Annotated in this window: 8 protein-coding genes; 1 reads left to right on the top strand and 7 read right to left on the bottom strand. The window is 44.2% G+C overall.

Annotated features, from left to right (window positions below; translation table 11 throughout):
* Positions 1-145: 145 nt before the first annotated feature.
* Positions 146-2,719, top strand: coding sequence for a zinc-dependent metalloprotease (locus ACVBDY_RS04930; protein WP_447174351.1), 2,574 nt, complete (start codon positions 146-148; stop codon positions 2,717-2,719).
* 218 nt (positions 2,720-2,937) lie between these two features.
* Here ACVBDY_RS04930 and ACVBDY_RS04925 read toward each other — a convergent pair whose 3' ends face one another.
* The 7 genes from ACVBDY_RS04925 to ACVBDY_RS04895 form a co-directional block, all read right to left on the bottom strand.
* Entirely contained in the window at positions 2,938-4,353 is a 1,416-nt protein-coding gene (locus tag ACVBDY_RS04925; RefSeq protein ID WP_447174350.1) for a TolC family protein, read from the bottom strand.
* Between the two features lie 47 nt (positions 4,354-4,400).
* Complete coding sequence (locus ACVBDY_RS04920; protein WP_447174349.1) at positions 4,401-5,069, bottom strand: ABC transporter ATP-binding protein; 669 nt, start codon at positions 5,067-5,069, stop codon at positions 4,401-4,403.
* Positions 5,070-5,243: 174 nt separating this feature from the next.
* Entirely contained in the window at positions 5,244-7,655 is a 2,412-nt protein-coding gene (locus ACVBDY_RS04915; protein ID WP_447174348.1) for an ABC transporter permease, read from the bottom strand.
* Between the two features lie 417 nt (positions 7,656-8,072).
* Entirely contained in the window at positions 8,073-10,466 is a 2,394-nt protein-coding gene (locus tag ACVBDY_RS04910) for an ABC transporter permease (protein WP_447174347.1), read from the bottom strand.
* A gap of 415 nt (positions 10,467-10,881) precedes the next feature.
* Positions 10,882-11,124, bottom strand: coding sequence for a hypothetical protein (locus tag ACVBDY_RS04905; protein WP_447174346.1), 243 nt, complete (start codon positions 11,122-11,124; stop codon positions 10,882-10,884).
* A gap of 209 nt (positions 11,125-11,333) precedes the next feature.
* On the bottom strand, positions 11,334-13,748 hold the full coding sequence (locus ACVBDY_RS04900; RefSeq protein ID WP_447174345.1) for an ABC transporter permease: 2,415 nt from the start codon (positions 13,746-13,748) through the stop codon (positions 11,334-11,336).
* A 265-nt stretch (positions 13,749-14,013) separates the two neighbouring features.
* The gene (locus ACVBDY_RS04895; protein WP_447174344.1) at positions 14,014-16,413 is read right to left on the bottom strand and encodes an ABC transporter permease; all 2,400 of its coding nucleotides are present in this window, start codon (positions 16,411-16,413) and stop codon (positions 14,014-14,016) included.
* Between the last annotated feature and the right edge of the window lie 37 nt (positions 16,414-16,450).

Raw genomic sequence — 16,450 nt, 5'->3', positions numbered from 1 at the left:
ATCGCCGTTGTAAAGTGATACCGGGATAGGATTTTATCCTTTGCCCGGCACATATAGGGACAGCTTTGTCCCGAACCAGAAATCAAGGTATTTTTACAGTACCTCCTGACCGTAAATCCTAATCGAGAAACAAAAAAAGAAGACTATGAGAAAGCATTTGATCGGATTTTTAGGATTAGTATGTCTTGCCAGTTCTTGTGGCATTTTAGAAAAAAAAGGTAATGTAAGGAGCTCTTCCGGAAATACGTACACCCATACGGAGGCGAAACCTTACGATAGGATCATACCGAAAGATGCTATCAGCAGTGAAGGACTGGTAAATGTTCACCGGGTGGAAGACAAGTATTATTTTGAGATTCCGGACAGTTTACTTCAAAGGGAGATGCTCGTAGTGAGCAGGTTTATAAAAACCCCGGCGGGGGCGACCAATTACGGGGGGGAGGAAATAGGAGAAAAGACCATCTGGTTTGAAAAAGGGCCTTCCAATAAGATATTTCTGCGTATACAAACCCTGGTAAGCCAGGCTAACGAAGAGGATGCCATTTCCAAAGCGGTTACGAGCTCAAATGCTACTCCTATCCTCGAAGCATTTGATATTAAAGCCGTAAATGAAAAAAACAATGCGTATGTTGTTGATGTTACGGATTTTATAAATAGCGAAAACCCATTACTCAGCCTTACGGAAAAACAAAAAAAGGACTTTAATCTTACTTCGCTGGAAAGGGATAAATCCTATATAAGGGATATTGATACCTACCCGATAAATACAGAGATAAAAACGGTAAAGACCTATAAAGCGAGAATATCGGAAAATAAGGATAAAAACCTTCCGGCCGCGATCCTCTCTGGGGTGGTTACCGTAGAGATAAACAATTCCATAGTGTTGCTGCCGAAAATCCCTATGAAAAAACGCTATTACGATCCCAGGGTGGGATATTTTGCCAGTTCTTACTGGGAATACGGGGATGATCAGCAACGGGCGGACCGCAACATATATATTCACCGCTGGAGACTGGAGCCCAAAGAAGAAGATATGGCTAAATGGGAGCGGGGAGAACTGGTGGAGCCCGAAAAGCCGATTGTGTTTTATATAGATCCTGCAACACCCGTAAAATGGCGCCCTTATCTCATTCAGGGGATTGACGACTGGCAAAAAGCTTTCGAGCAGGCAGGATTTAAAAATGCTATTGTAGGGAAGGAATGGCCTGTGGATAATGACAGTATGAGCCTGGAAGATGCGAGATTTTCCGTACTTCGGTATTTTGCTTCACCGGCTAAAAATGCTTACGGACCCAATATCGTAGATCCCCGCAGCGGAGAGATCATGGAAAGCCATATTGGCTGGTACCACAATGTTATGAACCTTTTACACAACTGGTATATGGTGCAGGCCGGGGCTATCGACCCGCGTGCACGAAAGATGGAATTTGAAGATGAACTCATGGGACAGCTTATCCGCTTTGTCGCTTCACATGAAGTAGGTCATACCCTGGGGTTACGGCATAATATGGGGGCCAGCTATGCTACCCCGGTAGAAAAACTGAGAGACAGCGTCTGGCTGGAAAAACACGGACACACAAGCTCTATCATGGATTATGCCCGTTTTAATTATGTGGCCCAACCGGAAGACAGTATATCCGTAAACGGATTGATGCCGCGGATAGGGGATTATGACAAGTGGGCCATACAATGGGGATATTCCCTTTTCCCGGGACAAAAACCGATAAATGAGGAAAAAGAAATATTGAGCAAGTGGGCGACGGACAGTATAGCGGCCAATCCCCGGCTGTGGTTCGGAGGAGAAGGCCGGAATTTCGACCCGAGAGCGCAGTCGGAGGACCTGGGAGACAATGCCATCATAGCCGGGTTTTACGGTATAAAGAACCTGCAGCGTATAGTTCCGCAGTTGATTCGGTGGACCAGTGAAAACGAAAGTGATAACTATGATAACCTCGAAGAAGTTTATGATGCGGTCTTAAGACAGTATAACAAATATATTTCTCATGCGCTGAAGAATATCGGGGGCCTTTATATTACCCCCAAGACCGTAGGTGATGAAGGAGATGTGTACAGGCCAGTCCCGAAAGAAATGCAAAAGGAGGCTCTCGCCTTTGTGGACACGTATGTGTTTCATGAACCGTCCTGGTTGTTATACGGGGATATTCTCAATAAAATAGAAGCGCCCCTGTTTAAAAAAGACCTCTCCCAGACCATGGAAGGGGTAATGACCACCTTGCTGGGAGGCAGCAGGCTCAGCCGCATGGAATTTATTGCCGATCGTTACCAGTATGAAGAACCCTACACCCCGGAAGAATTGGTAGAAGAAGTAAACAAACTCGTGTGGAAAGAACTCGATTTTAATATGCCGGTAAATGCCTACCGGAGAAGCCTTCAGAAAGCTTATGTAGCCAATATGCTTACCCTGTACAATCCTAAGGAACCGCAAGGTGGCTTTATTGATGCCCTCCTTGCCAAATTATCAGAGGGGAGGACCTTGCACACGGATGTAAGGGCTATAGCCCTGGATAACCTCATAGCTCTGGAAGGCAAATTACGGGCAAGTATACCCTTTACCCGCGATGCCATGACCAGGATACACCTGCAATTTCTCTACAAACAAATAGAAGATGTCATCGGGGAGGACAAATTCCCGAAAAAGATCTACTCGCCTCTGGACAATAAAATGTCGATACAACGGGACGATAAGGGGAATTTCTAGGAGTGTTTTTTACGCCCGGAATTTAGTGTATGGCAAAAATTGTTTTTAATGTTGTTTCCCGGAAAATCAGTTTTACCCCAGCCATTTCGACTGTCCCGATGTTTATCGGGACGAGGAAAATTCATGGAAATTAAATTTTGCCATATACTGAAATCTTGAATTCAAACAGGTTATTAAAGAACAGATAGAAGATAAACCGTATCGCGTAAGTAATTCTTTTATATCCCCCGGTAGTATTCCAATACCCGCACCCTGAGCAGGTATTCGTATTTTGCGTTGGCCAGTCCTATCCTGGCATTATCCATATTGTTTTTGCTGGTAATGTACTCTACAATATTGGACACGCCGTTGTTAAACCGCACTTCATTAACGCGGAAGGACTCTTCATAAGCTTTTACCTGTCCGGTAAGGACGTGATAGCGGTCAAAAGCGGACTGCATATCCAGGTGTGCCTGTTCAATCGCTTGTCTGAGTTGTAACCCGGTATTTTCAAGGTCTATACGAGACTCCTCCATTTTTATTTTTTCGAGGGCTACATTGTTCCGGGCCCGGAATCCGTTGAACAGCGGAACATTTACGGACAGTCCTATGGCAGTGCTGAGGTTGTTGTTAAACTGATCTTCGTAACTTATAGATTCTCCCACGTGATGTGTCTCTTCCCGTAAAACCGGGTAATCCTGTCCGTCAACGGAAACAAAATCCCCGGTTTCCTCAATGGATGTGCCGGTTTCATTGAGGAATTCGGCGGCACTGGAATAGTTGGTGTTCAGTTCGCCGAATACCGAGATCGTGGGTATGTAGCCTGCCCGGGCCACTTTTACCCCGTTTTTGGCAGCATCCAGGCGGAGTTCCTTTGCTTTGAAAGTAGCCAGGTTGGCCAGGGCATCCGTCAGTACTTCTTTGGCGGACAACGGATATTGTTGCATAGTATCGGTAGGCTCTATTCCGGCAAAAGCGATATTCGGCGTATCTTCCATATTCAATAGCTGATAAAGGTTGAGAACGGAGGCTTTAAGACTGTTTTCGGCCTGTATCGACGTGGTTTTGTCCAGGGCGAGTTGTCCCTGCATATCGGTGTAATCCGCGGGGTTTCCGGAACCTTCATTGTAAAGAGAACCAAGTCTTTGCAATTGTTTTTCGGTAGTTTCCATTCGCGCTTTGGCTTGCTTAAGAAGTTCCCTGTTGTTCAATATTTGAAGGTAAGCGAGGGTAACGTCAAGTACCAGGTTCTGGCGTGCTTCCCGGACTTCCATTTCGGAAGCTTGTAGATTATAACGGTTCTGCCGGATTGTATTGAGCAGCCGGAAGCCGTTGAATACCGTGAGATTCAACTGAAGTCCCGCGTTGGAAAAGGTGAGCTGCTGGTCCAGGTAACTATTGGTATACGGGTCGATGCTCCGGCCATTGGTAACTCCCAGGTTGTAACTGGCATTGGCATCGGGCAGGATATTGAACCTGGATTGCCGGTAATTTACCTTGGCGGTATTCGCTTTCAGGTGTGAGCTCTTCAGGTCCAGGTTGTTCCGTAGCGCGGTTTCTATACAGTATTCCAGGGTTACGGGCCCGGTGTTTTCCTGTCCGTAGCCGGATAAGCATGCCATAAGACATAGTACAGTAATATATTTGGCTGACATAATTCTTTTTTCTTTATATTCTCCGGGAAAATGATTTGCAGGCTGTTTTACGAGCTGATCTTTCTGCCGTCCAGCAATTCGATAATCCTCGATCCGTACGCGGCATTTTTCTCGGAGTGGGTAACCTGGATAATGGTAACTCCTTCGTCATTAAGCTGTTTGAAGAGTTCCATGATCTCTTCGCCCTGTCTGGAATTGAGGTTCCCGGTGGGCTCGTCGGCCAGGATGAGTTTGGGTTTGGAAATAAGTGCACGGGCAATACCTACCAACTGCTGTTGCCCGCCGCTCAGTTGCTCCGGAAACAGGTCTTTTTTACCTACAATATTAAACCTGTCCAGCATATCGGCAACCAACGCTTTGCGCTCGCCCGATTTAAATTTTTTATACAGCAACGGTGTTTCTATGTTTTCATACACGGTGAGTTCATCGATAAGATGATAAGCCTGGAATACAAAGCCGATATATTCTTTATAAAGGTTGGCCCGGTGTTTTTCTTTCAGCTGATGAACGGATTCATCCATAAAATGGTATTCTCCTTCATTAAAACCATCGAGCATTCCTATAACGTTGAGCAAGGTGGTCTTACCCGATCCGGAAGGTCCCATGATAGAGATAAATTCTCCTTCTGCCACAGTAAGGTTTATGTCTTTTAACAGGAAGGTCCTTTGCCCCCCGGAGTTTACCCATTTAAAAATGTTGTTAAGTTGTAGTAGCATTTTTTAGTTTTAATTGTTAGTGGTTACAGGTTTGTTGAAAAGTATGAAGTACGAAGCCCGAAGCTCGGAGCATGAAGCACGAAGTTTAGGAGTTCGGAGTCTTGGAGTCTCTTTGTCTCCCGGTCTCCCCGTCTTGTAGTCTCCATTTTCAAATTTTCTCATTTTCAAATTAACTTATTCGGTTTTTAGTGATTTTACCGGATTTTCCAGTGCTGCTTTTATACTTCTGAAACTGACGGTTATCACGGCGATGAGCATAGTAATGAATGCTGCGAGGACAAATATCCACCATGCAATGTTCGTACGATAGGAAAAATCCCGGAGCCACCTGTCCATGAAATAGTACCCGATTGGAAATGCAATGACAAAAGACAGCAGTATGAGTTTTAAAAAATCTTTGGAAAGCAAGGCAACGATTTGCGGTACGGTCGATCCCAGGACTTTTCGTATCCCTATTTCTTTGAGCCGCTGTTCCGTGGTAAAGGTAACCAGACCGAACAATCCCAGGCAGGCCACAAATATGGTCAGTATGGCAAATATCCGGAGAATATCTCCCATTTTTTGCTCTGCGCGATAGGTCTCCCTGAAAGAATCGTCAAGGATAGCATAGGTAAAAGGTTCCCCGGAATCAAATGTGTTCCAGGTGCCCCGGATACTTTCAATGAGCCCGGACATGTCTGCAACCGTGGTTCTCAGTATGAGTCCACCATATGGATTGTTTCTTAAAATAAGCGGGTCTATCCGTTGGTGAAGCGATTTGAAATGAAAATCCTTGACGACGCCGATAACCGTTAGTTCTTCACCTCCTTTATCCGTATCCTTTACGAAGGTTTTTCCGATAGGATCATCTTTGAACCCCAGTATTTCCACTGCTGTTTCGTTGATGATGACTTTGAGAGAGTCTCTTCCGAAATCTTCGGAAAAGTTCCTTCCGGCAACCAGTTCCATTCCCATGACGGGAAGGTAATTTTCATCTACATCGTAATAAAACATACGCCTTTGATAATTTCCATCCAGAAAAACACCGGACATACTATTATTGGACGGTCCTGCCGGAAGATAGGCAGATGTGGTTATATGCTGTACTCTCGGATCTTTCAGGATCTCATTTTTAAAGGCGGTTTCGTTATTCCCCAACAAGTAAGCATCTTTTAAAACCAGGATTTGTTCCCTGTCATAGCCTATGTTTTTATGCTGAATATACGACATCTGTCTTCCTACGACCAGCGTGGCAAAAATAAGTCCGGCCGAGATGACAAACTGGAAAACTACGAGTCCGTTACGAAGGTTTTTGGTGCCTTTGTCCGTGAAAAATTTGTTCTTCAGCGCATTTACGGGGGCAAAGGAAGAAAGTACAAAGGCAGGATAGGCCCCTGCCGCAAGGCTTATACCTACAATCATAAGAAGCAGGAGAAACCATACCCGGTATTGTAGCAGGAAAGACAGGCCGATCTCTTTTCCCGATAAATTGTTGAACAGGGGCAGGATAAGGATTACCACGAGGATACCAATACTTGCGGCAATACAGGTAGCAATGAAAGATTCCGTCAGAAACTGGTATACCAGTTGTCTTTTTTCGGAACCCAGGACTTTCCGTATCCCTACTTCTTTGGCCCTTTTGGCAGCGGTGGCTGTGGACAGATTCATAAAATTGATACAGGCAATGCACAGCATAAAAATGCCGACGGCGCCAAAGATATAAATGTATTTGATATCGCCTCCCTGTTCCAGTTCGCTGGCACTGGCAAAATCCGAATTCAGGTGTATTTCGGTGAGGGGTTGCAGGAATAGGCCGATTTGATTGTCTTTAGTAAAATCGGCAAACGACATCCCGATCTCGTCTTTGAGCTGTGGGCCCATATGGTTTTCCACGACGGAAGGTAATTTATTTTCCACCGATCGGATGTCAGCACTCTTATTCAAAAGGAGGTAAGTGAAAAAATCCGATTTGGTCCAGGAGGTCCCTTTGGCCGGGATATACCCGAGCATGGAGGCGAACATATCGAAGTGAAAATGTGAATTTTCGGGAACCCGGTCAATAATGGCCGTTACACGCAAAGGTTCGCGATCTTCACCCATGAACAATTCTTTTCCTATGGGGTCTGTGTCTCCGAAATATTTATGTGCTTCATCACGTGTAAGCACAATACTGTTCGGTTCCCCCAGTGGGTTTTTGGCATTGCCCCGGACAATCGGGAGCGTGAAAATCGCAAAAAAATTAGGGTCTACATAGGCAAAGCGACTGTTCCGGTAAACGGTGTTTTCATAGCTTATTTTCGGGGTGCCTATCCTTCGTATACGCGTGGCATCGGTCACTTCGGGAAATTCTTCTTTCAGGGTTTGTGCTACGGGGGCCATGACCACCGCTTCCTTCATTATTTCTCCGCCGACCTTTCCCCTGAAAACTACCCGTGCTATGCGATCTGATTTTTCATTGAATTTGTCGTAACTCAGTTCGTCCGTGATAAAAAGGGCCAGGAGCAGGCAGGAAGTTATTCCTATGGCGAGCCCCAGGATGTTCAGCAAAAACACCCCTTTGTTTTTCAGGATATTCCTCCAGGCTATTTTGAAATTATTTTTGATCATGTATTTCAGGTTTCATTTCGTTTCCGACAATTTAGTAAAACAAACCTTTTTAGTTGTGAGCTGAAATATACAGTAACCAGGCCAAAAGAATAAGGTGTTTGTTATCAGTGTATTGTGTTTTTATAGAATTTGAATACTGTCCGATATCGAACATTTGGTGTTCAGATATGGGCAGTTTTGATCGTATGGGGTGTTGACAGGCCCTGGTTACTTTTCGGCCCTGTCCTGGGCCCGAAGGAACATGCCTGTACGGTATTAAATCTAAAAGATCGTCTTAGCGGTATACCCATACTCATTGTTACCGGAATTCTAAAGCCTTGCAACCACCTCAATACCCGTATACCAGGAGAATTGATATCCATTCGTCCTCCAATATCGCGATGAGGTACATTATTATCCTGATAATAATACCTGCCATTACTCTGCCTTTAAGGTTTTTACAGGGTTGAGCATGGCGGCCTTTATCGATTGGAAACTTATGGTGATCAGGGTAATGAGCAATGCACTTATTCCGGTGACGAGGAATGTTACCCAGCTGATCTCAATACGATAAGCGAATTCCCGGAGCCATTTGTCCATAAGCCAGTAAGCCAGGGGAAATGCAATGATAAGTGCAAGGCACACCAGTTTTAAAAAGTCTTTGGAAAGCAACCTGGTAATCCTGAATACCGAAGCTCCCAGAACTTTACGTATACCGATCTCCTTGTTTCGCTGTTCCGCAGTAAAGGCGGCGAGGCCAAATAGCCCCAGGCAAGCAACAAAAATGGCAAGGGCGGAAAAAACCAGCCCGACCCGAGCCGTGCGTTTTTCTGCGGCATAAAGTTGTTCTGTGTTTTTATCGAGGAAGGTATAGTCAAAAGCCGAATCCGGTACGATCTTTTTGAACCGGGTTTTAAAATCCCTGAGGGTTGCCGGCAGGTTATCGCTATTAAAACGAACTAAAAGACGTCTTTTGGGCTCCATGGAGCCGTTGTGAAATGAATAAGCTCCGATGGGAGAATGCAGTGACGAAAAATTAAAATCATTGACCACGCCCGTGATATAAGAATTGTTTCCCAATCCGGCATGAACCCTTTTTCCTATAGCTTCTTCGGGTGTATATCCCAGGTAGTCTACAGCTTTTTTATTCAGGATGACATCAACAGTGGTGTCCTGTTCCTGTTTAAAACGGGGAAGGGGCCTCCCGGCCAGCAAACGGAGCCCCAGGACCTCTGTTACGGTGTGGTCTGCACGATTGGATTGCAGGGAAATACCATGTGGGTCGTTTTCACTCACATAAAGGGAACGACCGCTAACTTCCATCCCGGGAAATCCCTGTGCCATACTTACCTGTAAGACCGGGGGGGCTTTCCTGAATTCATCGAGCAATGCTTCGGTAGAATTGTTTTTTACCGCTACTGCGGCAGATATGGCCACGACATTTTCCGGGTCATAGCCCAGATCTTTCTGCAGGATAAACTGAATTTGCTGATAAATAACAGTAACACCAATGATCAGGACCACGGAAGCAGAAAATTGCAGGATCACCAACCCTTTGCGGACCATTCCGGCCATATTTCCCTGTCGGGCGGAGGTGCTCATAACTTCTTTGGGTGAAACCCCGGAAAGGTATAATGCCGGATAGGAACCTGCAATAAATGAGGTAAGTATCCAAACGACCAGTATGGCGGTTATAAATTTTAAGGAGAATACGAGATTTATATCCAGTTGTTTTTCCGTAATACTGTTAAACAGGGGTACAGCAGCAAAAGCCAGCAAAACGCCCAATATTATTGCAATTCCGGTGATCAGCGCGGTTTCGGTATAAAACCGGGAGATAAGGTTACGGGTAGAAGCCCCGAGGGTTTTACTGATACCTACATCTTTTGTGCGTTTTTGCGAACGCGCTGTGGCCAGGTTCATGTAATTTATACAGGCAATAAGCAGGATCAACAGTGCCAGGAACGAAAAAATCCGCACCTCCCGGATACTGCCTTTACGAGAGGAATATAGATTGGTATACCCCACGGAATACAAATGTACTTTTTCCAGGGGCTGCAGGGAAAAATGATACCACTGCTCCTCTTTTTTTACATAACGATCGAGCATTTGCTGTATTTCCTTTTCGGCAGTTTCCGGTATAAAAGTATCAGAAACAAGGCAATAGGTTTCAAAACTGGCATTGCCCCAGGAAGGGTTGCGATAATAGTTCAGTGTTTTAAATGAGGCTATGACATTGGCATCTATGGTACTGTTATCCGGAAGGTCTTTAATGACCCCGGTTACTTCCAGTTCAATATTGTAATCAACAGTGATCATCTGTCCCATAGGATCCCGGTCTCCGAAATAACGCCTGGCCGTAGTTTCCGAGAGGACAACGGTATTGGGACGGGTAAGAGCCTTTTCGGGTTCTCCCTGGATAAATTCCGAATCAAAAATGGTAAAAAAAGTGTCATCACACCAATAAAGGAGGGGCTCGATAAGCTGTTTGTTGTTTAGGTTAACGTTTACAAAGGCCCTGTCGCCAAAATCGTGTTTTAACATACGTACACTGGAAGTTATTCCGGGAATATCCCGCGATAGTGCAGGAGCTAAAGCTGCCGGGGCATTACACCAGATTTCTTCGCCGTGATCTCCTTCGGTATGTAATAACATCCGGTAAATGTGATCTTTATTTGCATACATCTGATTAAAACTACGTTCGTGGATCACAAAGAGGAAAAGTAACAGGGAAATGGAGAGTCCGATGGCCAGCCCTACAATATTGATCAATGAGAACTTGCGGTCTGCTAACAAGCTCCTCCAGGCTATTTTGAGATGATTGCGAATCATATTTTTTAATTTTTGTTCCTGCTTCTGTCCCGTTATGCTTTCCCCTTTTTTAAGTCATAGGCAGGTTGCTATGCTAAACCGGGGTCTTTAGTCATTGCCATATAATACACAGTAACCGAGCCAAAAAAATAACATATTCATAATCAGTTTTTTGAGTAAATCACAAATATAATAATTGTCCGATACTGAACACTTATTGTCCAAAAACGGGCGGTTTTGCTGCCCGTTCTGGGCACTTCGGTGAACTAAATATAATATTTAACTGCTGGCAGTTACATTTTTAAGTTACTTATATCGGGTTCAAGTAATATGACATAAACCCGATAAAGTTTCAGACCGGCACCATATCGTTTTTGGCCTGAAGGATATCGCAATTACTGAAAACCTACTGGTTTCTATTGGCCGCGCATCCGTTTCAACTAATCATGGTATGGTTCCGGTTAACCACAATATCATTTTGATTGGCCATGTGTTCGTTTCTAATGGCCGTGTATTCGTTTCGGCTGGCCATGGTATCGTTTCCGTTAGCCACGATATAGTTTTGAATGGTCACGTGTTCGTTTCTAATGGCCGTGTATTTGTTTCGGCTAACTGTGGTATCCTTCCTGTTAACCACGATATGGTTTTGACCGGGCAGATATCCATTTCGGCTAACCACGGTATGGTTTTGATTAGCTACTATATAGTTTTGACCGGCCATGTGTTCGGTCTGACCGGAAAGGGTATCGTAGCAATAAGGAACCAAACAGTTACAGAACTGGCTTCTTTCTTTTAAAGAAAGAAACGGTTACCAGTTATAGCGGATGGTTAAGACCATGTTTTTAAAAGGATCCAATCAATTAAACCTGTAACTTCCAACGCGGCCCGTTATTCATTTTTCAATGCCTTCACCGGGTTTTCTACCGCAGCTTTTATCGTACGGATACTCAGGGTGGCAAACGCAATCAATACGGTAATTACTCCGGCAACCACAAAAAACCAGATGCTGAGATTTATGCGGTAGGAGTAATTTTGTAACCATTGATGCATTAACCACCAGGCTATCGGTGCAGCGATCAGGAAGGCTACGATCACCAGCCTGATAAAATCTTTGCTCAGAAGGATAGTTATGGAGGATATGCTTGCTCCTACTACTTTTCGGATTCCAACTTCTTTGGTCCGCTGGGCTATGGTAAGCAGGGAAATGGCAAAAATACCCATGCAGCTTAAGAGAATGGCAATAATAGATCCACTGGTAATAAGCGTAGTCATGCTTTTCTCTCTATCCAGGGTCCTGTTTATGTTTTCGTCGAGATAGGAACCGAGAAATTCGGCATTGGGTTCTGTTTTTTTCCAGGCTTCTTTTACTACAGACAGTGATTGTGCCAGGTTATCCGAATTAACTTTTATATAGGCATAGTCCAATCGCTTGTTGCGATTGAGAAACAAAGTAATGGGTTCAATGGCCTGGTCGAGATCCCTGAAATGGAAATCCTTTATAATTCCTATTACCGTGTGCTGTACGGAATCCAATAGGTTAAGCGGGGTGTTCAGCACATTTTGTCCTCCCAGTTCTTTTGCCAGGGATTCGTTAATGATGACGGACAGGCTGTCGCGGGAAAAATTTCTATCAAAAGATCTGCCGGCAACCAGAGAAATTCCCAATGTTTTCAGGTAATCGTAATCAACGACCAGCATATTGGTATTGACTTCTTTTCCTTTGTAATCAAAATCAAATGCGCTTGTACCCCTGCTGCCATCTCTTCCAAGTCCCAGATTGTTATCGGCAGCAGTGATGCTTTGTATTCCTGGGATCGGTTGTAGTTCATTTCTGAGAAGACCGAGTACAAGTTGAGAATCCTTTTTTCCATTTAGGGGGAGAGAAATGACCTGTTCTTTATTAAACCCGAGGTCTTTTCCCTGCATGTATTGCAGTTGACTGTATAAGGTTATGGTACAGCTTATTAATAAAATGGCAATACTGAACTGTACAATAACCAGCAGGTTTCTCAAGCGGTTTTTACCCTGGACTTTCAATGTCCCTTTCAGGGTCTGTACGGTATTGAGTTTGCTGAGGCGGAAGGCAGGATACCCTCCCGCAAGCAGGGTAACCGCTAAGAGTACAATGAAAGTCCCCAACAGGAATACCGGGGTATTCATATCGGAAAAAACAGCTCCCGTGCGGAAAAGTGTTTTAAAACCGGGGAGCAGGGCTTTACTCAGAAGTATTCCTGTTCCGATCGAAATTGCGAATACGATGATGCTTTCACACCAGAACTGGAAAAACAACTGCTTCTTTGCGGCTCCCAATGTTTTTCTTACCCCGATCTCCCGAAGCCTTTTTATATTGGTACCGACACTCATGTTGATAAAATTCACACAAGCGATGAAAAGAATAAGTAATGAAATGCCAATAATCAGGTAAGGAAAGGTCTTGCCGGCCGTAATCCGCCCGTTTATTTGACGTATAAAGTGCCAGTCTTTAAAAGGGAACAGGTTCATTTGAATATATTGTCCGTTGACATCTGCCTGTGCTCCGTCGCGTTTATCTTTTTTAATGTCGTCCTCAAAATACCGATTACTAAATGCCCGGGTGTTCTTTTCGAATGTTTCTACCGAGACCCCTTCCTGTAGCGTAAGAAAGACCTCGTGATTGCGATAGTCCCATTGTCCTTTTTGACGACTGTATGCGGGATTATTAACAAAATTGACAATAATATCGAAATGGAAACTGCTTTGTCTCGGAATATCTTCAAGCACCGTAGCTACGGTAAAGGGAGTTTCTACTCCGTTGAGCATTAACATTATATTTTTTCCCATGGCCGTATCATCCCCGAACATGATTTTTGCCATTTTTTGCGTAATGATTATGTTCTGACCCGATTGAAGCGCCTGACGGGCATCTCCTGCAATGGAAGGAAAGGAGAAAACAGAAAAGAAATCGGGATCAGTATAAAGAATATCGAGGTCGATCTCCTTTTCCCTGTACGTTCCTATTACACCGGACTGCAAACGCCTTGTAATGTAGGCTATCCCCGGAATTTCCTCCTTTAGCGCCGAAGTGAGGGGTTCCGGATTGGATATACTGCTTTCCGGCCCTTTCGGTGTCTGTTCCGTGCGATAGAGAAAATAGGTGCGGTCCAGGTTGTTATGAAAACTGTCGAAATTCAGATGAAAAATGGCTGTCATGCTCAAAAGTATGGCAATGGCAAAAGCAATGGATAGCCCCACAGTGTTTAATACGGTAAACATTCTGTGTTTCCACAGGTTCCGGAATGCTATTTTGAAATAGTTTTTGATCATGGCTTCTTAGTTGTTTAGTCCGGAGTTTTGGAGTGTTGTTTTCCAAATCTCCGAATGTTTATTTATAATTTCGCCGGGGCTTCGGTACATCCCGAGCTACGCTCGGGACACTCAGCCGCCTTTGTTCTTGCTTGTAAACCGCCCTTTGGCTGCGCTCAGGGACCCGGAACTTGCAACTTGCAACCTGTAACTTTTTTCAACCTGCGCCCCTCTGTAAAACTCTGTGTTTCTTTGTGGATATCTGTGTAATAACTTTCCAGCTCCATCACTCTGTTTTCAGTGATTTTACCGGGTTAGCCATTGCTGCTTTTACGGCATGGAAACTTACAGTTGCAAGAGCAATAAACAATGCCAGTCCACCTCCTGTGGCAAATATCCACCATTGGATGTCTATGCGGTAGGCAAAATTCTGTAACCAGTAGTGCATGCCCAGCCATACCAGGGGTGATGCGATCAGAAAGGCGATGACCACCAGCCATATAAATTCTTTGGACAGGAGATTTACAATTCGTGGTACCGAGGCCCCAACTACCTTCCGAATCCCTATTTCCCGTTTTCGTTGTAAGACACTGTAGGAAGCCAGTCCTAACAGTCCGAGACAGGATATGATAATGGCCAGTACGGCAAAATTTAAAAACAGTTGTCCGAAGCGTTCTTCGCTACGGTACTGTTTGTCTAAAAATTCGTCCATAAAGAAAAAATCGAACGGTTTTTTCGGAAAATGCTGTTTCCATTTTGCTTCTATGGTCGCTATGGTTTGTGGCAGGTTTTCCGTGCTTACTTGCAGCGCCAGATCATAGTACTGTTTCGGCTCTATACGAAAGGCAAGGGGATTGATATCGCTTCTTAATGAATTAAAATTAAAATCATTGACCACGCCGACAATACGTCCCTGTTGTTCCCATTGGTCAAACCGTTTGCCTATAATATCTTCGGGAGAATCATACCCGAATGCTTTTACCGCTTTTTCATTGACCAGCATGGCTTCGGTGGTATCTGTAGCAAATTCGGGGGATAAAGACCGGCCGGCTATGATTTTAAGATCAAACTGTTTTATAAAATTAAAATCTATAAAATAGGTAGCCAGGCTTGTCTGTTGCATATCCCCAGTTCTATTTTCGATACTGGAATAGGCTATGGCATTTGATTCTCCCGGAACGGATGAAGAAAGGCTTGCGGATAATACTCCGGGGAGATTTTGCATGGATTGTTTTAGTGTTTCGTTCTTTGAGGAAAAACCAGGAGTCAGTACCAGTATCTGGTCTTTTTTAAAACCCAGATCCATGTTGTGCATAAAATGCATTTGATGGTATATGACTATAGTACCTATAATAAGGGCTATGGAAATACTGAACTGGAAGACTACAAGAGTTTTTCTTAACAAGACCCCTTTGAACCCGGTGGAGAAATTTCCTTTCAGAACCTTAACCGGTTTATAAGAAGACAAAACCATTGCCGGGTAAATACCGGCGAGAATACCAATACATAAGGCCGTACACAACAAAATGATAATATGGGAAGGAGAGAAAGCAAAATCAGGAGTAATGATCTTGTCAGCCAACCGATTGAAATAGGGTAACAGCAGATAGGTAGTTCCGATGGTAATAAGTAATGCCAGAAGACTGATGATTACCGATTCTCCGATGAATTGTAACCGGAGTTGCTTTTTTCCCGCTCCGATAACTTTTCGTACCCCTACTTCCCTGGCACGTTCCACCGATCGGGCAGTGGTAAGGTTTACAAAATTTATACAGGCAATTAACAATGTAAAGACGGCTATGATACCAAAAATATAAATGTTTTTAATGTTCCCACGGTCGTGGTCGTGAGCCCCTCTGTCCGTCCAAAGGTGGATTTTTTCGAAAGGCTCCAGTTTTAAGGTGAGAAAGAGTTTATTGGCCTTCATCTTTTCACCTATCTTCCTTTCCGTAAAATCCGGGAATTTTTGTTCGAGAGTACGGAAATCGGCATCATTACCCAATAGGACATAGGTAAAAGGGTTGAAGTTGATCCACTGGTTATCCAGATCGGATTTTTGATCTAAATTTTCGATAATTGTTGAAACCGATAGAATGATGTTTGCCTGTATATGCGAGTTTACCGGAAAATCTTCCATAACTCCCGTAACGGTTACCGGGTATTCTTTTTCGAAGAAAGTACCCTCTAAGGTTTGTCCGACGGGATTTTGATCCCCGAAGTATTTTTTTGCCGTGCTTTGTGAGAGAACGATACTGAAAGGTTTTTGAAGGCACGTTTTTTGATCTCCTTGTAGTAATTTGAAGTCAAAGATCCGGAAGAATGTGGAGTCGGCTGCAATAGTCTCATCCTCCATAAATGAGGTAGTTCCTTTTTGAAAAGCACTTCCGAAAGGGGTAATTCGTGCTGCAGATTCTATTTCCGGAAATTCTTTATACAGGTGTGGAGCAAAAGCCCAGGATGAGAGACTCCATTTGTTTTCATCGGAAGGGGTTTTCAAATCCGTTACTACCCGGTATATCCTATCGCCCTTAGAATGAAAACCGTCAAAGCCGAGTTCATAGGATATGTAGAGAAAGATCAGGAACCCGGCGGTCATGCCGATAGTGAGCCCACCGATGTTGAGGAGGGAGAAATTGCGATGTCTCCAAAGGTTTCTGAACGCTATTTTGAAATAGTTACTAATCATAGTCACTCAGTTGTTAGTCCGGAGTTTTGGAGTGTTG

This window comes from Sinomicrobium halophytocola, from assembly GCF_052983395.1.
Note: the sequence above shows the minus strand (reverse complement) of the source record. Positions and strands in the feature narration are given on the sequence as shown.

Coding starts and splice junctions, on each gene's coding strand:
- ACVBDY_RS04900 (WP_447174345.1), bottom strand. CDS start 13,748: ATGATCAAAAACTATTTCAAAATAGCATTCCGGAACCTGTGGAAACAC.
- ACVBDY_RS04895 (WP_447174344.1), bottom strand. CDS start 16,413: ATGATTAGTAACTATTTCAAAATAGCGTTCAGAAACCTTTGGAGACAT.
- ACVBDY_RS04910 (WP_447174347.1), bottom strand. CDS start 10,466: ATGATTCGCAATCATCTCAAAATAGCCTGGAGGAGCTTGTTAGCAGAC.
- ACVBDY_RS04920 (WP_447174349.1), bottom strand. CDS start 5,069: ATGCTACTACAACTTAACAACATTTTTAAATGGGTAAACTCCGGGGGG.
- ACVBDY_RS04915 (WP_447174348.1), bottom strand. CDS start 7,655: ATGATCAAAAATAATTTCAAAATAGCCTGGAGGAATATCCTGAAAAAC.
- ACVBDY_RS04925 (WP_447174350.1), bottom strand. CDS start 4,353: ATGTCAGCCAAATATATTACTGTACTATGTCTTATGGCATGCTTATCC.
- ACVBDY_RS04930 (WP_447174351.1), top strand. CDS start 146: ATGAGAAAGCATTTGATCGGATTTTTAGGATTAGTATGTCTTGCCAGT.